This window comes from Rhizobium aethiopicum, assembly GCF_900094625.1.
Lineage (GTDB): Bacteria > Pseudomonadota > Alphaproteobacteria > Rhizobiales > Rhizobiaceae > Rhizobium > Rhizobium aethiopicum.
In genome coordinates this window covers 38260-53308 of record NZ_FMAJ01000001.1, presented here as the reverse complement: position 1 = coordinate 53308, position 15049 = coordinate 38260, and the positions used below count along the sequence as shown (strand labels likewise).

The window sequence follows — 15049 nt, the reverse complement described above, 5'->3', positions numbered from 1 at the left end:
TTGCCGCAGCATTACATCCTTTCCGGCAGCATCGGCCGCCGGAGACAATCCGGCCTATCCCAGTTGGATCGCCACCTCGGTGCCGACCGCACGGCTCTCGATGCGGACCTCGCCGCCGTGGTTCACCACGATCTGCTTGACGAGGCTGAGGCCGAGCCCCGCCCCCTTGCTCTTCGGGGTGACGCGGTAGAAGGGCTCGAACACCAGTTCGCGATGCTCGGCCGGAATGCCAGGTCCCTCATCGGTGACGCTGATCCGCCCGCCGCCGGAAGCCGACACCGACACGGTAATCATGCCGCTGCCGCCGCCATGGTCGATGGCGTTGCGCACCAGGTTGCTGACAGCTCGCGGCAAGGCCGAAGGGCTGCCCTTGCGTTCCAGCCTCTCGACCTCGCTCTGAAACGAGATCTGGTAGCCGTCACCGATCGCCAGCGGCGCAAGATCGGCCACGACGCCGCGGGCAATTTCGACGAGGTCCACGCTCTGATGAAGATCGCTCGCCTGGTCGTTACGCTCGAAATCGAGCAGCTGTTCGGCCGTCTCGGCCAGACGCGCGACGTCGTCGAGAAGTCGCCGGCGCTCCTGCCCTGCGGCCGTCCCGTCGATCCGGGTCTGCATGATCGCGATCGGCGTCCTCAGTTCATGCGCGGCATCGATGAGGAAGTGCTGCCGTTTGCGGTGCTCGTTTTCCAGCCGGTCGAGCGCCTCATTGAAGGCGATCACCAGCGGAGCGACCTCCCTCGGAATGCCGCCCAGCGGCAGGCGCGCATCGTAGCGGCGCGGCTCGATCTCCGATGCCTTGCGAGCGACCTCGCTGACACTGGCGAGGCCGCGCTCGACGATCCTGGGAACGGCGAGAAAAACCGCGGGCACGGCAATGGCGAGCAGCGGGATGTAGATCGGATAGGCGATCCCCATCAGCGTAAAGACAGGCCAGCCCCTGTCCGCGACGCCGCCGAACAGCACCCTCAACTCGCCGATCGCGGTCTCCACGCTTTCCACGGAGGCGATCTCGTCAGTTGCGGTCGATCCCCTGATATCGGCCCCTTCGAACAGATAGGTCAGGCGCGCAAGTTCCCCGTAGACGGCAGGAATGCTTCCGTAGGACACGTAAGATCCCTTCGTCGTGGCCGCGACATACCAGAGCCCGTCATATTCTCGCTTCAGCGCGTCGAGCTCCGGCGTATCCTTGATTTCAAGCCGCCCTTCGGCATCGAGCGCAACGGCCGGAGCCAGCACCGCGGTGATGTGGTCCTCCAGCGCAACATTCGGCGACAGGATCGCCGCGCCGTAAAAGCAGAGCCCGATGATGACGGCCGTCACCACGCCGACGAAGCCGAGGCTGAGCTGCCAGCTGAGCCGCCACCAGAGCGAAGGATTGGCCTTGCTCCCCCCGCCCATCACTCTTCCCTCATGAGGTAGCCGACGCCGCGGATATTGTGGATCGAAACCTCGGCCCCGGCATCGGTCAGCCGCTTGCGCAGCCGCGATATATGCGCATCGAGCGCGTTCGACTGGATTTCTTCCTCATAATTGTAGACCGCCGCCTCCAGCGTCGAGCGCAGCACCGTCTTCTCCTTGCGCCTGGCGAGAGCGACGAGCACCAGAAGCTCGCGCCGGGGCAGGTCGAGCGGCGTGTCGCCGACGGTGACACTCAGATGCAGCGGATCGATCACCATCCGCCCGGCGATGATCTTCAGTTCTGAAAGGTTCGGCGGCCGGCGCAGCACGGCCCTAAGCCGCGCCATCAGTTCTTCGACCAGAAACGGCTTGCCGAGATAGTCGTCGGCGCCGAGATCGAGCCCTTCCACCCGCTGCTTCGGCTCATTCAGCGCCGTCAGCACGATGATCGGCGTATCCCTCCCCGTGCGCCTGAGCTCCGGAATGAAGCGCAGCCCCTCGCCGTCTGGCAGGCGCCGATCGAGCAGGATCGCATCATAGAGGTTCTGCCGCGTCAGCTCGACGGCATCACCCAGATGCGCCGTGTGATCGGTCACGATCCCATGCTTGCCAAGCGCCGCAGACAACGCCCCGGCCAGCTCCTTCTCATCCTCAATCAGCAGAATCCGCATCGCCAAACCAACCCTTGCGCCCCTATTTCGGTCGCAAGGGTTGCAGCAACATTGCGGAACTTGAAAGGCAGCCGGTCATGCTGCTGCAATTGTTCCATCAGAGGATCAGGCATCACGATACAGGACCTCGACATGATCCACCTAAAATCGATCCTCCGCCTCCTGGAGACTTACCTCCCCTCCGCCTTCATCCTCGCCAGCCTGCTGGCAGGGCCGATAGTCATATTGTTCGTGAGGTAAGGCTGCGAAGACTATTCATCCGCCACTGGCGGTCATTCATTCCCATTTCGATAAGGCGATGGGGCATTTCAATTGCTCCATCCCTCGTGGACAAAGGGTGTCGGTAATTTGTTAGCACTTGGAGCTCGCAAGGGTTTTGAATTGATCCGAAGGCCCACACGGGCTTTGCCACTAGACCGAGAACCGTTTTGACGTTTATGGTGCGCCGGCGGCGCTCGCTTTAAGCTCGCAAACTTGCGCAAGACGGAAGAAGGAGGCGGCATGGCCCCCGAACCTACGGGCTACGTTCGTGGAAACGAACTGATTCTGAAGCGCACATTTCGTGCCCCCATTGATGACGTATGGACAAGCCTGACGAGTTCCGAACACACCGCGCTCTGGTTCGGTGGTTGGGAAGGCGACGCCGGCCCAGGAAAGGTCGTACGCCTGCAACTGCGTTACGAAAAAGGCCAGCCGTGGACGAACTTGATGATCGAGGAGTGCGAGGCACCTCGGCGTCTGGTAGTCACGATGAAGGACGACTACGGCGAGTGGCGCATCGAGCTGACGTTGACACAGACGAACGACAAGACGGAGTTGCGTTTCGTGCAGCCCCTGAGCGACCGGAAAGCCGCTGGCGACATAGGTCCGGGCTGGGAGTACTACCTCGACATGCTGGTTGCCGCACGCGAAGGCAAGACGCTGCCGTCCTTCGAGGATTATTACCCCTCACAAAAGGCACACTACTCGGCGTTTGTGGACGACTGATTGACTGCGAAATCTGGTATTCGAGGCTTCTATTTGAAGGCCGCTTTGGACGAACGGATCGGCTTGCTAGATTAGGAATGAGCTGCAATCAATCCGCTCACGCCCACTGAGCATGGGCGCGGTAGCCGGCCTGTCTGCGGAGATCGACCCCATTTGGCGGGATGATGAGAATGGCGCGGACGCGAGCGCAATGGCTGCACGCTGCAGCGCCGGCAGAGCGGGGACGCTATGAGCGCCAAATGCAGACAGACCGTTAGCGGCCTTGGCGCAAACCCTTCCACTCCCGATGGGAGTTTCATAGCCGAACCATGCGGCCGCGGCCGCGCGCACTCTGTCGGCGCACCGTCAGGCTCCCGCCACCATCTTCTCCCGTACCTTCAGAAACGCCGCCGTCAGCCGCGCCAGCACCGGCGAGGTCACCGTCCCGTTCGCCCCGCCGATCGGATCGGCGATGTGGATCTGCCGGAGGTCCACCATGAAGTCGTCCCAGAGCGGCTGCCCGCCCTCTTCGAGAAGCTGCGCGCGGATGCTCAGATCCTCCGTCACCGGCAGATGCCGCCTGCCCCAGGCGCCGATCATGGCGAAGAGCGGAACGAGTTGGATCGCCGGCTCCGTCAGGCTGTAGATTGCTTTTTGGCTGTGGCTCGGATCGTCCCGCTTGCTGATGAAGCCGAGTGAGAGCAGCCGCTTCAGCCGCGCCGCCAGGATATTGGAAGCGATCCCCTCCTCCGAATTGTTGAGCAGATCGCGGAAATGCCGGCGGTTGCCGAACATGATATCGCGGATGATGATGAGGCTCCACCGGTCGCCCAGCACCTCCATCGTCAAGTTGATCGGGCAGCCGGACCGTAATTCAATATCCACTAGGCGTCTCCAGTAAAAACCAGTTGCATTATAGGATCACATGTGCGAGAAAACAACCAGTTTCAAAAAGCAATCAGGAGGAGAGCATGCCCAAGGTGCGCGTGGCGGGTTTTTCCGTTTCCGTGGATGGTTTCGGCGCCGGGCCGGAGCAAAGCTTGAATGATCCGCTCGGAAAACGCGGGCCGGAGATGTTCCAGTGGTTCTTCCACACGCGCACCTTCCGCGCGACGATGGGCAAGGACGATGGGTCGTCGGGCATAGACGAGGATTATGCGTCCCGTGCCATGGCCAATTTCGGAGCCTTCATTCTCGGGCGCAACATGTTCGGCCCGATCCGCGGCGAATGGCCCGACGATGCGTGGAAAGGCTGGTGGGGTCCGAACCCGCCTTACCATGCGCCGACCTATATCCTCACCCACTACCCGCGCGAGCCGATCGCCATGGAGGGCGGCACCACCTTCCATTTCATCACCGGCGGCATTCATGAGGCGCTCGATCAGGCGAAGGCTGCGGCCGGCGACAAGGACGTCAAGATCGGCGGCGGCGTCGAGACCGTCCGCCAATATCTACAGGCCGGACTGATCGACGAACTGCATTTCGCGATCTCGCCCGTCATGCTCGGCAAGGGCGAAGCGATGTTCACCGGAATCGACTTGCCCTCCCTTGGCTTCCGCGTGGTCGAGCATGTGGCGAGCGAACATGCCACGCATATCGTGCTGGCAACATGATCGAACTGTGGGTGGAGATCTGCACGGTTTAGCGCGACATGCTCTAGTCAGGCATCACGCGGTAGACACAAGCCGTTCCCTCAACGCCCCGCAGAGGAGCCTCGAAGGCAACCAGCCGGTGGCCGGAAAGCAGGTCGCCGACGCCGGGCGCCGAATACAGGGCTTCGGAAATGCAGATTTCGCCGGCATCGGCCAGCGACTGCACGCGCGCGGCAACATTGACGGTCTGACCGAAGTAATCGAGGTTTTCATTCAAGGTCACGGCGATCGACGGGCCGCAATGGGCGCCGATCTTCAGGATAATGCTGGGATCGCCATGCTCGCCGTTGAAGCGCTCGATTTCCGCCAGCATGTGCAACGCCGCCGAGACGGCATCCGCCGGGCGCGAGAACGCAGCCATCACGGCGTCGCCGATCGTTTTGACGATCGCCCCCGAATGCTCCTGCACAGTCGCGCCAAGCAATGCAAAATGCTCCCGAACCAGCGCATAGGCGTTGAGATCGCCAAGCCGCTCGTACATCGCCGTCGATCCCTTGAGGTCCGTGAACAGCAGGGTCACCTGACGAATGCCGAGACCCTCCTTCTCCTCGACGCGTTCTGCACGAAACAGCCGCCGAAACGTCTGCCGGGCAAGCAGCATCCCGCCCGACACATAGGGATCGAAGTCGAGAACGGGCTTGACCGTCGGCGCCAGGATTTCCGGCGGCCAGTTGATCAGCATCACCGAACCGCGTGCCACCCCGGAATTCTGCACTTCGATAATGATTGGGCCGGGCGGAACCGCCGGCAGCGAAGGGAAAAACCGCTGCCCGTCATATCCGATCCTGAGCTGCGTCGGCACGGTTGTCGGCGCACCTGCGACCGGGAGCGCAAAACTCGCCTGGGTCTCGACATTGACGCCCGCCAGCGCGCCGGGACCAAGCTCCGCACTCATCGCCGTGACCGAGCCCGGCGGCAGAAAGGAAAGGCCGCGAACCAGTCCCTGCAGGACGTCGAGAAAGCGGACATGTTGGCCGGGTATCCGCGCGCCGCTCAAGAACCGGGCCTTCCAGTGAAAGTCCTCGACCGAGAGCGAGCCGGGATCATGAAACGGCAGCCGGCGCAGCTGCGGCGACACTGTGAACGTCACCTCGATGAAATCGTCGAGATCGGTTTCGCCGGTGACGTCGCAGAGGCCGCAGACATAGTGGGTCTTCAAGGTTCGCAACGCGCCGAAGCTGTCGAGCACCATGCCGGACTGGGGGCACACCACGTCCCAGCTCATATCGAATAGTCCGCTGCGCGTTGCGTACAAAAACAGGTCGATGCTCTCGGCCTCGTTGACGCTGCGCTCGCGGGCGAATGCGAGAGGATTGATGCGATAGAGCGAGAGGTCGTCGCCGCCGCGGATCAGCGTTTCGAATTTGGAGATGACGCGCGGGCTCCAGGATCGAGCCTGCTCGATCTCGGTCATCTTGCTGTCAAGGAGCCGTTCCTCAACGTCAGTCATTTCACGCCTACGCGACTAAAGGTTTGGCGGCCGATGCGATCTCGGACCGCCATGACTATAGCAGACAGATGTCCGGTTGAATTGAACGGAACATGACCTGTCGCATGTGTTAAGGGTTAGCCCGGAGAGGCGTATCCGGCTTTCTCAACCGCCGTCACCAAACCGTGTCCAAATAGCTGTGGCATTGCCGCGGAATGAGCGTAAAGTGAGCGCCATCGGCCCATCGGATTAACGGCACGACCGCTTGAGAGACCATAGTGCTCTTGCCGCTTCCTTGGAGGGTACGGAATTGCTCCTGTCGCTTATTTCACTCGACGATCGTGAGATAATCATCGTAACCGATGCCGTTCGGCAATGGTGCTGCGAGAAAAAGCTCGACATCGACAGCATCGAAGGTCACCGCGCCATCACCGTCGCCGTCGATCTCATTCAGACGAACATCGGCCGCGACGGGCTTTTTGCCGAACTGTCAAGGCAGCTAGACCATTCGTAGAAACCGATATCCGTCCGGTCAGTTCTGACAGCCGCTGCAACAACGGTCAACTCCCCCCGTCCCGGCTAAAGACGCTTTTCGAAACGTATCCGGATGTGGATGGTCGTTGAACCGCTCGATCTCGGTCCAGCCGGTGCCGTGATAAAGATGTTGCGCCTCGGTAAGTGCGCTGTTGGTATCCAGACGCGGCAGCCGGGCGGAGAGCTCGCGGGCGATCGTCTCGGCGGCCGACATAAGCCGTTTTGCGAGCCGGAGGCCACGCGCGGAGGGGGCAACCCAGAGCCGCTTGATCTACTCGAAGGGTGAAATTGATGCGGCGGCCGTTGATGATTGCAAGGAGGGCGGCCGCGTGCCTCGAGCGTGCGGCCGGCGCACGAGCGCCTTGCGCGTCCCCCATGCCTCACCTATGGGAATGCAGCTTTCCCTCAGCAAGGCCGCCCGGTGTTCCGCCTGACCTTCCATATGATGATCGTCCTCATCCTGACGCTGCTCACCCAGATCGGCGGCATTGCCTATCTGATTGCACTTGCCGTCGCACGTCCCATGCGTATACGCCGTTTTCCGGCCAGCCTCGGGCTCTTCCTGCTTCTCTACACCGGCGCCAGTTTGGTCGCCAACCTCACTGCCCCGATATTCGGCCGCCTCCCCCTTTCCTGCTTCACCGGCGCCGGAGATCCGCTGGTCATCCGTTCACCGATCTACTGCGTGCTCAACCGCAACTACGTGACGCCTGAAATGCGCGATCTGGCAGGAGCGCTCGCCACGCACATGAATAAGCAATTTCCAGGTACCATTACCGTCGCGCTGGATGCGAACTTTCCCTTCGTCGACGGTTTTCCGCTGCTGCCGCATCTGTCCCATGCCGACGGCAAAAAGCTCGATTTCGCCTATTATTACAAAGACTCCAATGGCGCCTTCCTGAACGGCGCCACGCGCTCCCCGATCGGCTATTTTGCCTTCGAACAGCCCGCTGCCGGTGACGAACTGCCCTGCGCGGGTCGCCACGACTGGCTCACCACGCGTTGGGATTTCAATGTCCTGCAGGCACTGTTCCCGGCCTACCGGATCGAGGAGAAGCGCACCGCGGCAGCGGTCGCCTGGCTGACGACGGAGGGGGTCTCGCGCTTTGGCCTGCAGAAGATCTTCATCGAGCCGCACCTGAAGAACACGCTCGGCATCTCCGACGCCCATGTCCGCTTCCAGGGCTGCCGAGCCGCGCGTCACGACGACCATATTCATATTCAGGTCGAATGAGCGGGTCGCTTGCACACGGCTTGATATCCGCAAGATCTGCACCATCCTGCCAACCGGGAGTGGATCATGTCACATAACGTCGTGGCGGTTGTCGGATCGCCGGCAGCCGTCAGCGCAATTGTCGACGCGGCAGGCTGCCCCGAGCCGACGACACTGCCGTTCGGCCTGGCGATCGCGCCCCTGGGAGATCAGCAGATCGATCGGCTGACGGAACTGCAGCCCGGCCCCAGCCATCAAGGCTTCAAAAGTCTTTCGGCCGCTCTTGCGCAAGCTTTCGCGACCGCCTCGGAAAATGGCCAACTGGCCTACATCGAGACGGCCTATTTCGGCGGCACCGGCTCCCAGGCCGCGGCAGCCTTTGCGGAAGGGAGAATGCTGTTTTCCGCCGCGACACCGGTTGCGCAGGAACCCGTTCGCCCAAGCCATCCAATCAATACGGCCTTGCGCCTGCTCGGGGTGGACGCGACCGGCCACGCCGATGAGTTCGACGCCTTGGGGCTTCACCGTTTCCGCCGCCTGGAAGACCTGGGCCTTGAGGCAGACGACGACTAGCTAGATCTGCGCGCGCCCGCTACCAAGGCCATGGCTGATCCGCCCTGACATTTCGATCCGCCGCACAACCATTTGTAAGGCGCCCCATTGCGGCGGCCACCCGATTGGATATTGTCGCCATCCGTTGTCCGTAGATTATGAGGTTTGCTTGTGAGTGTCGGCCTGATTGCCCTCCTTGACGATGTCGCCGCGCTTGCAAAGGCGGCCGCCGCTTCTCTGGACGACGTGGTTGCCCAGGCGGGTAGAGCCGGCGCCAAAGCGGCCGGTGTTGTGATCGACGACGCGGCCGTCACGCCGCGTTATGTGACCGGCCTGTCGGCGGCGCGCGAACTGCCGATCATCGGGAAGATCGCCGTCGGCTCTCTCAAGAACAAGCTTCTGTTCCTCCTGCCGGCCGCGCTCCTCCTCAGCCTTCTCCTGCCGCAGGCCGTAACGCCACTGCTCATGCTGGGTGGGCTCTACCTCTGCTACGAAGGCGCCGAAAAGGTCTACGAACTTGTGGTGCCGCACGCCGCCCATGCCCACGAGGACGCGCTCGAGACGATTAGCGTCGATCCCAAGACCTTTGAGGACGAAAAGGTGGCGAGCGCCATCAGAACCGATTTCATCCTTTCGGCCGAGATCATGGCGATCACCCTCGGCTCCCTCTCCGAGTCCGGTCTGGCGATGCAGGCGCTGGTTCTCGCCCTGGTCGGCATTGTGATTACGGCCGCCGTCTACGGCGTCGTCGCCTTGATCGTGAAGGCGGACGATTTCGGCCTCTGGCTTGCCCAGCGCTCCTCCCCCACTTCGGGAGGCACGTTCCTTCGCATGTTCGGGCGTGGGCTGGTGCAGGGCATGCCGTACCTTCTCAAGGTGCTCGGCCTCATCGGGACGGCGGCGATGATCTGGGTCGGCGGCGGTATTATGGTACACGGCGCCGAAAGCTTCGGCTTTGCCTGGCTGAGCCATCTTCTTCACGATGCCGGGGAACGCGCCGCGCATGCAATGCCCGCGGTTGGCGGCGTCGTGTCCTGGCTGGTCCAGGCCGCCGGATCGGGTCTCGTCGGCATTCTCCTCGGGCTCGCGACCATCCCGGCCGTCGGCTACATTGTTGCGCCGCTATGGCAGTGGTGCGTAACACGCCTGCGCAGGATGAGGACCGCGTAGGCAAGCACCACCAGATGTAAACAGCGCCTGGTCGCGCAGGAGGCGTCATGCCGGCTCTGCCTCAAAGGACCGGGCTGGCCACCGCGCCACGCTAGACTGATCCTTGGGAAGGCACGGATAAGCGACGCTCATCGCAACGGCAGTTCGAAGCTTCGCTTCAGCGTTTCCATCGGCACATCGGTCTTGACGCTGAGGACGCTTGGAATACGCGTCAGGTGGTCGGCCTGAAAGCGCCAGTAGCTGTGCAGATCGGCCGTGACGATCCGTAGCACCGCATCACATTCTCCCGTCGTCAGGTAGCATTCCATCACCTCGGGAAACCGTTTGACGGCTTCGGCGAAACGCAGCGTGACCCCGGCATCCTGGGTCTTGAACCACACGCGGGCAAAAACCGTCAGCCCCGCCCCAACCTTTGCCGGATCCAGTACGGCGACGTAGCGATCGATGATTCCGGCCTCTTCCAAAAGGCGCACGCGGCGCAGGCAGGGCGAAGGCGACAGCCCCACCTCTTTTGCCAGCTCGACATTCGAAATATGCCCGTCACGATGACGGTCAGGCTCTACAAGGGAAGCGCCTCGGTCATCTCCCGCACCTCGCCCTGCTCGGTCTATAGCGCCGACCTCGTCACCTTCGAGGAAAGTTCCATCGCCTATGATCATCATGATGCCGAAGGCTTCATCAGGCTCAATGGGCTGCGGCTCAGGAATTGTGCGGCCCGCAACGGAAGACGGGCGCCTGCCGTCAGCCCGCCTGCTTGATCTCACAACCCGGCAATCGCCTTTTCAGCAGCTGCGGTGTCCCTATCAGTTCCATCGTTTGCAGCGTTTCGGCTCCGCTTTCGGCGGAGCCGTACCAAAGCATTTCAAACGATTTTAAAAAGTCACCGCCTAGAGCTAATCGATTTTAATTTTATTATTAAAATTTTCTTGTTGCGGCGCAAAAGAATTTAAACATTACTTCTCCAGATGCTCGGTCTGTTCGTTGGAGAACTCGCATGACGATGACATTTCCGCTAACCGAAAAGCGCGATGCCGAGGCGTTGCTGAAACACTTGACGTTGCACAAACTCAGCTATCCCGGAAACTGCGTCGTGTCGCTCAAGGCCTACGTCGCCTACGTCACATCCTCTCACACGACAGCACTCGGCACCGCCCGCACCGCCTGGTAGATTAATGTTTGTGTCTTGCGGCTGCTGAGGCTGATCGGCCCTCACCCGGCTGGCTGGACATCCTCTGCCGCCGGAAGACGCGGAGCCAATGATGTTGTTCCCGCGGAATGAAGGCCGGACGACCTCTGCGGCTTCCCAAAAACGTCGAATTTACCGCAGCCGACATCATTGCTGTGCCTGCAAAAATTCCTATTCTGGGCACCGCCGATGCGGTGACAAAGCTGGGCTTCCAGCTGCACTATAGGAATTTGACACATCATGACCACCCTGGCAGCGATGACTTATCTCAAGCCATGCGTGCTCGCCGCGGTCATGATGCTGGCAGTAATGACGACATCCCTGCGTCAAGCGCATGCCGAGCCGTGCGATGAGGAAACGTTCGAGGAGGCGACCTACGTCGTCTGCACGCTGGAGGCGGGAAAAGCCGACCTGCGCCTGTTCTGGAAGGGCGCTGATGGCGAACCATACCGCACCTTTCCAAACCTCGCCGAAGCCCTTCGCGCCGAGGGGAAAACGCTGGCCCTGGCCGTCAATGCCGGAATGTATCGGGCCGATTTTTCGCCGATGGGACTGTATGTCGAAAACACCAGGGAATTGAAACCCGCCAATACCGCAGGGGCCGGAGGCTCCGCCGGTCAGGTCCCGAATTTCTACAAGAAGCCGAACGGCGTGTTTTTCCTTGGTGAAGCGGGTGCCGGCATACTTCCGACCGATGAATTTCTGAGGCGTTCCCCAAAGGTGCAGTTCGCCACGCAGTCCGGCCCGATGCTCGTCATCGCCGGCACGCTGAACCCGATCTTCATCCCCGGCTCGACAGACCGAACCCGCCGAAGCGGGGTCGGGGTCTGCACGGACGGCGTGGTTCGCTTCGCAATCAGCGAAGACGGCGTCAATTTCCATGCTTTCGCACGGCTCTTCCGCGACCGGCTGCAATGCCCCGACGCCTTGTTTCTCGATGGCGGGCGAGGTGTCGGGCTTTACTATCCGGCAATGGGCCGCAACGACTGGTCCTGGCATGGCGGCTATGGCCCGATCTTCGGGCTTGTGGAATAGGCACGAGGGATCGATGCCCACCGACCGGTCTCCTCTGACGCCATTAGCTTCATCTGAAATTCCCAGCCAAATCTATTCCTTCCCCGCACGTGCCATCTCGGCGCGCATCCAGCTCGAATCTCCCCAGGTGGAGAGCCAGATCATCAGGTCCGTCAGGGCGCCGACGACGGGCAGGAGCAAAGCGCGACGCACGCCCCGCCTCTTCTGGCTGTCCTCGGCTTTCTGTAGATGCGACAGCTCCTCTTTCTGAATCGACGCGATGAGCACGTGAAGCTCGGGATCGCGCTCTTTAAGGAAGGCTTAGTTGATCTTCGAGATGGCGATGAACCGTGCTTTCCACCGCCTCCGCGCATATCCAAATCATGTCGCGCCCGCCAAGCGCCGTGAGCATGCCGAGCACGAAACCGCCGAGACTCCAGAAGGCCATGACGCGACACGGCCTGGCGCTCCTTGCGGGCATCGCCTCGCGAAAAAGGCGGCAATGGGAGATCTCGTCCTCACGCATCTCCTCCAGCGCCGGGACGATGTCGGGGAACAGCCGCCGTGCCATCAGGATCTGGGCGCCATAGATCCTGATGGCGCCGAATTCGCCCGCATGATTGACCTTCAGAATACGACGGATCGTGACGTCGCGGTCGCGCATACCCGAGCCGCCCGACGGATTCACGATGACCACCTTGCCCCAATTGCCTTGGAGGCCATAGGCAGGAGCGCCGCCGCTCTCGTCAAGTGGCGCCGGCCTTGCTCAATCTGCCGCGGCAAAATGCACCATCAATCCACAGGCGAGCCCGGCAAGGCCTCCTCGATATCCTCGGGAATGAAGCCGCCGGTTTGCCGCTTCCACAGGCGGGCAAACAGCCCGTCCCGTTCGACGAGCTCGTCCGGCCTGCCTTCTTCCACGATGTGTCCGTGGTCGAGCACGAGGATCCTGTCCATTCTGGCAATGGTCGAGAGGCGGTGGGCAATGGCGATCACCGTCTTTCCCTCCATGACGAGGTTCAGCCTTTCCTGGATGGCGGCTTCGGATTCGCTGTCGAGTGCCGAGGTCGCCTCGTCGAGCACCAGGATCGGCGCGTCCTTCAAGAGAACGCGGGCGATCGCCACCCGCTGCCGCTGGCCGCCGGAAAGTTTGATGCCGCGGTCTCCGACGAAGGCCTCATAACCTTTGCGGCCCTCGCCGTCCGATAGATCCGCAATGAAGGCATCGGCGCGTGCCATTTTCGCCACCTCTTCGATCTCGTCCTTCGTCGCCTCCGGCCGGCCGTAACGGATATTGTCGCCAACCGAACGGTGCAGCAGCGCGACGTCCTGCGCGATGACGCCGATGGCGCGGCGAAGGCTTGCCTGCGTCACCGCGCGGATATCCCGCCCGTCGATGAGGATGGCGCCGTGCTTTATGTCGTAGAAACGCAAGAGCAGATTTGCGAGCGTGGTCTTGCCTGCCCCGGAAAGGCCGACCAGGCCCACCTTCTCGCCGGGCCGGACCGTGAGCGAGAGATTATCGATGACAGGCTTGCCAGACTTGTAGGCGAAGCGGACATTCTCGAAACGGATTTCACCACGCTCGACCACGAGGTCCTTGGCATCCGCCGCGTCGGTGATGGTGGGCGGCGTCGTCATAACAGGCATGGCATCCTTGATCGTGCCGATCGCCTGGAATATCTGTTGGCCCATCTGCAGGAAGACGAAGATCTGCGACGATAACCGGTTGAGAATGTAGACCGCGCCGACGAATTCGCCGACAGTGAGAAAGCCTTTGACGAGGCCCGAAAATCCGATCGCCAGCATGGTCAGCCACAGCAGCGTGTTGAAAACCACGACCGTCAATTCCGATGAGCGATAGATGCGCTGTTCGCTGTGCTGCGTCTGCACGGCCTTTCCTATGATGCGGCGGATCGCGCCTGCCTCGCTATCTTCAGCCGCAAACTGCTTGATCGTCTGCATGTTGGTATAGAGATCGGTGATGGCGCCGGCGACCAGACTGCGCTGCTTGGCGGTACGACGCGAGCGCTCGACGAAGATCGGCACGATCCTGGCGGTGAATAAAACATTGAGCACGATCCAGATGACGACAGGCAGGGCAAGCTGCCACGCGAGCGCGCCCAGCAGGATCGTGGAGCCCACCAACTGCATCAGGAAACGTGGGATGGACTGGAACGCGGCGAGGATCTGCTGCTGCACGGCGGAAGAGACCTGCTGCAGTCGTGAGGAAACCTGGCCGGCGTAGAGTTCATGGAAGAAGGCAAGGTCCTGCCGCTCGACAGCCTTATGACCCTGCCACTGAATGGCAGCCGGCATGCCGATGCCGAGCGTATGCGAGCTCAGCGTATTGAGCATGAAGGACACGATTGGCATGATCGGAAAGATCAGGAAGCCGAGAATGGTCAAGAACAGCCATTCATCGCGCAGGAAGGCAGGAGCGCCCCGTTGCGTCACGCCATCGACTATGACCGAAAGTCCCCAGACGATCGTCAAGTTGATCACCTCGAATACCATGGAGGCAAGTGCAAGCGCGATCAGAACGCCTCGAAACATCGAGATGAAGTGCAGAAGAACGGCCACAGGCCCCTTCGACGGCAGCGGCCGGTAGGGAATGTCGAGCGGCCGGATCCAGGTTTCGAATGGACGGTAGATCGCATCGGAAATCGACATGGGCCGCTCGGATCAATATCGGGAAGAGGCGTGGACTCAGCTACGCAGGGTCGCATGGGACCACCTTCGAGGTACAATCGCAACTAGAAACTTCGGAATAGATCGCTAGGAGCGGCAATTGCGGTGATGGCGCGATTACGGCAGGATGCGATCGTCGAACAGGGAACTGGATTGAACGGGCGGTCATGCTGACGGGCTCATGTCATTGCGGCAAGGCAAGCTGGACGCTTGATGGCGATCCGGGATCGATCACCGCCTGCAACTGCACCCTCTGCCGACGCTACGGCACCCTCTGGGCCTATGATTACGAGGGAGAGCGGATCACCCTCACCGGCCGCACCGCCTCCTATACCCGCTCCGGCAGAGAGACCTCCTCTCTCGGAATTTTGTTCTGCCCATCCTGCGCCTGCGTCTTGAGCTGGCGTGGTCTGCGCCTGCAAGAGGATGGCCGCCGGCGCATGGCCGTCCACATTCGGCTTGCGCCGCCGGAGCTCGTCGCCGATCTGCCCATCGATCATTTCGACGGATTGGACACGTTAGAAGACCGTCCCTCCGACGGACGCTGCGTTCGCGATCTCTGGTTCTGAC

Annotated in this window: 15 protein-coding genes and 3 pseudogenes; 10 read left to right on the top strand and 8 right to left on the bottom strand. The window is 61.5% G+C overall.

Features of this window, described 5'->3' with window-relative positions:
• Positions 1 to 54: 54 nt before the first annotated feature.
• Together GA0061105_RS00310 and GA0061105_RS00305 are read right to left on the bottom strand one after the other, a co-directional pair.
• On the bottom strand, positions 55 to 1401 hold the full coding sequence (locus tag GA0061105_RS00310) for a sensor histidine kinase (RefSeq protein ID WP_092747264.1): 1347 nt from the start codon (positions 1399 to 1401) through the stop codon (positions 55 to 57).
• The gene (locus GA0061105_RS00305; protein WP_064692020.1) at positions 1401 to 2072 is read right to left on the bottom strand and encodes a response regulator transcription factor; all 672 of its coding nucleotides are present in this window, start codon (positions 2070 to 2072) and stop codon (positions 1401 to 1403) included. The genes GA0061105_RS00310 and GA0061105_RS00305 overlap by 1 nt, the downstream gene beginning before the upstream one ends.
• Positions 2073 to 2573: 501 nt before the next feature.
• Here GA0061105_RS00305 and GA0061105_RS00295 point away from each other — a divergent pair.
• The gene (locus tag GA0061105_RS00295) at positions 2574 to 3059 is read left to right on the top strand and encodes an SRPBCC family protein (RefSeq protein WP_092747260.1); all 486 of its coding nucleotides are present in this window, start codon (positions 2574 to 2576) and stop codon (positions 3057 to 3059) included.
• Between the two features lie 345 nt (positions 3060 to 3404).
• On the opposite strand, the gene GA0061105_RS00290 is transcribed toward GA0061105_RS00295, so the two are convergent.
• Complete coding sequence (locus tag GA0061105_RS00290) at positions 3405 to 3923, bottom strand: winged helix-turn-helix transcriptional regulator (protein ID WP_092747258.1); 519 nt, start codon at positions 3921 to 3923, stop codon at positions 3405 to 3407.
• Positions 3924 to 4009: 86 nt separating this feature from the next.
• Here GA0061105_RS00290 and GA0061105_RS00285 point away from each other — a divergent pair, with 86 nt between their 5' ends.
• Entirely contained in the window at positions 4010 to 4651 is a 642-nt protein-coding gene (locus GA0061105_RS00285; RefSeq protein WP_092747257.1) for a dihydrofolate reductase family protein, read from the top strand.
• A 43-nt stretch (positions 4652 to 4694) separates the two neighbouring features.
• Here the strand turns inward: GA0061105_RS00285 and GA0061105_RS00280 are convergent, their stop codons facing one another.
• Positions 4695 to 6140 carry an adenylate/guanylate cyclase domain-containing protein gene (locus GA0061105_RS00280; protein ID WP_092747255.1) on the bottom strand — a complete coding sequence of 482 codons (1446 nt, stop codon included), beginning with the start codon at positions 6138 to 6140 and terminating at the stop codon, positions 4695 to 4697.
• Between the two features lie 289 nt (positions 6141 to 6429).
• Between GA0061105_RS00280 and GA0061105_RS00275 the strand changes: the two genes are divergently transcribed.
• Complete coding sequence (locus GA0061105_RS00275; RefSeq protein WP_064692026.1) at positions 6430 to 6633, top strand: hypothetical protein; 204 nt, start codon at positions 6430 to 6432, stop codon at positions 6631 to 6633.
• A gap of 18 nt (positions 6634 to 6651) precedes the next feature.
• Here GA0061105_RS00275 and GA0061105_RS00270 read toward each other — a convergent pair.
• Positions 6652 to 6924 (bottom strand): annotated as a pseudogene (locus tag GA0061105_RS00270) (GNAT family N-acetyltransferase); the annotation flags it as partial.
• Positions 6925 to 7074: 150 nt separating this feature from the next.
• On the opposite strand from GA0061105_RS00270, the gene GA0061105_RS00265 reads away from it, so the two are divergent.
• The 3 genes from GA0061105_RS00265 (at position 7075) to GA0061105_RS00255 (ending at position 9588) form a co-directional block, all read left to right on the top strand.
• Entirely contained in the window at positions 7075 to 7887 is an 813-nt protein-coding gene (locus GA0061105_RS00265) for a hypothetical protein (RefSeq protein WP_245304186.1), read from the top strand.
• Positions 7888 to 7953: 66 nt separating this feature from the next.
• Complete coding sequence (locus GA0061105_RS00260) at positions 7954 to 8439, top strand: hypothetical protein (protein ID WP_092747251.1); 486 nt, start codon at positions 7954 to 7956, stop codon at positions 8437 to 8439.
• Positions 8440 to 8589: 150 nt separating this feature from the next.
• On the top strand, positions 8590 to 9588 hold the full coding sequence (locus tag GA0061105_RS00255; RefSeq protein ID WP_064692029.1) for a DUF808 domain-containing protein: 999 nt from the start codon (positions 8590 to 8592) through the stop codon (positions 9586 to 9588).
• Between the two features lie 128 nt (positions 9589 to 9716).
• Here GA0061105_RS00255 and GA0061105_RS00250 read toward each other — a convergent pair whose 3' ends face one another.
• Positions 9717 to 10121, bottom strand: coding sequence for an Lrp/AsnC family transcriptional regulator (locus GA0061105_RS00250; protein WP_245304206.1), 405 nt, complete (start codon positions 10119 to 10121; stop codon positions 9717 to 9719).
• A gap of 12 nt (positions 10122 to 10133) precedes the next feature.
• Here GA0061105_RS00250 and GA0061105_RS00245 point away from each other — a divergent pair.
• The 3 genes and pseudogenes from GA0061105_RS00245 to GA0061105_RS00240 form a co-directional block, all read left to right on the top strand.
• Positions 10134 to 10346, top strand: a pseudogene (locus GA0061105_RS00245) (argininosuccinate synthase); the annotation flags it as partial.
• 236 nt (positions 10347 to 10582) lie between these two features.
• Positions 10583 to 10756 carry a hypothetical protein gene (locus tag GA0061105_RS32690; protein WP_167358498.1) on the top strand — a complete coding sequence of 58 codons (174 nt, stop codon included), beginning with the start codon at positions 10583 to 10585 and terminating at the stop codon, positions 10754 to 10756.
• A gap of 276 nt (positions 10757 to 11032) precedes the next feature.
• Positions 11033 to 11809, top strand: a complete 777-nt coding sequence (locus tag GA0061105_RS00240; RefSeq protein WP_092748241.1) for a phosphodiester glycosidase family protein — start codon at positions 11033 to 11035, stop codon at positions 11807 to 11809.
• 72 nt (positions 11810 to 11881) lie between these two features.
• Here the strand turns inward: GA0061105_RS00240 and GA0061105_RS00235 are convergent.
• A pseudogene (locus GA0061105_RS00235) lies at positions 11882 to 12452 on the bottom strand (demethoxyubiquinone hydroxylase family protein).
• Positions 12453 to 12580: 128 nt separating this feature from the next.
• Entirely contained in the window at positions 12581 to 14461 is a 1881-nt protein-coding gene (locus GA0061105_RS00230; RefSeq protein ID WP_092747249.1) for an ABC transporter ATP-binding protein, read from the bottom strand.
• Between the two features lie 185 nt (positions 14462 to 14646).
• Between GA0061105_RS00230 and GA0061105_RS00225 the strand changes: the two genes are divergently transcribed.
• Positions 14647 to 15048, top strand: coding sequence for a GFA family protein (locus GA0061105_RS00225; protein ID WP_092747247.1), 402 nt, complete (start codon positions 14647 to 14649; stop codon positions 15046 to 15048).
• The last annotated feature ends 1 nt before the right edge of the window (position 15049 follow it).

Bases quoted from the DNA above. Each gene is read 5' to 3' on its own strand.
- GA0061105_RS00295 (WP_092747260.1), top strand. From the start codon at position 2,574: ATGGCCCCCGAACCTACGGGCTACGTTCGTGGAAACGAACTGATTCTG.
- GA0061105_RS00280 (WP_092747255.1), bottom strand. From the start codon at position 6,140: ATGACTGACGTTGAGGAACGGCTCCTTGACAGCAAGATGACCGAGATC.
- GA0061105_RS00240 (WP_092748241.1), top strand. From the start codon at position 11,033: ATGACTTATCTCAAGCCATGCGTGCTCGCCGCGGTCATGATGCTGGCA.
- GA0061105_RS32690 (WP_167358498.1), top strand. From the start codon at position 10,583: ATGACGATGACATTTCCGCTAACCGAAAAGCGCGATGCCGAGGCGTTG.
- GA0061105_RS00260 (WP_092747251.1), top strand. From the start codon at position 7,954: ATGTCACATAACGTCGTGGCGGTTGTCGGATCGCCGGCAGCCGTCAGC.
- GA0061105_RS00225 (WP_092747247.1), top strand. From the start codon at position 14,647: ATGCTGACGGGCTCATGTCATTGCGGCAAGGCAAGCTGGACGCTTGAT.
- GA0061105_RS00285 (WP_092747257.1), top strand. From the start codon at position 4,010: ATGCCCAAGGTGCGCGTGGCGGGTTTTTCCGTTTCCGTGGATGGTTTC.
- GA0061105_RS00310 (WP_092747264.1), bottom strand. From the start codon at position 1,401: ATGGGCGGGGGGAGCAAGGCCAATCCTTCGCTCTGGTGGCGGCTCAGC.
- GA0061105_RS00305 (WP_064692020.1), bottom strand. From the start codon at position 2,072: ATGCGGATTCTGCTGATTGAGGATGAGAAGGAGCTGGCCGGGGCGTTG.
- GA0061105_RS00230 (WP_092747249.1), bottom strand. From the start codon at position 14,461: ATGTCGATTTCCGATGCGATCTACCGTCCATTCGAAACCTGGATCCGG.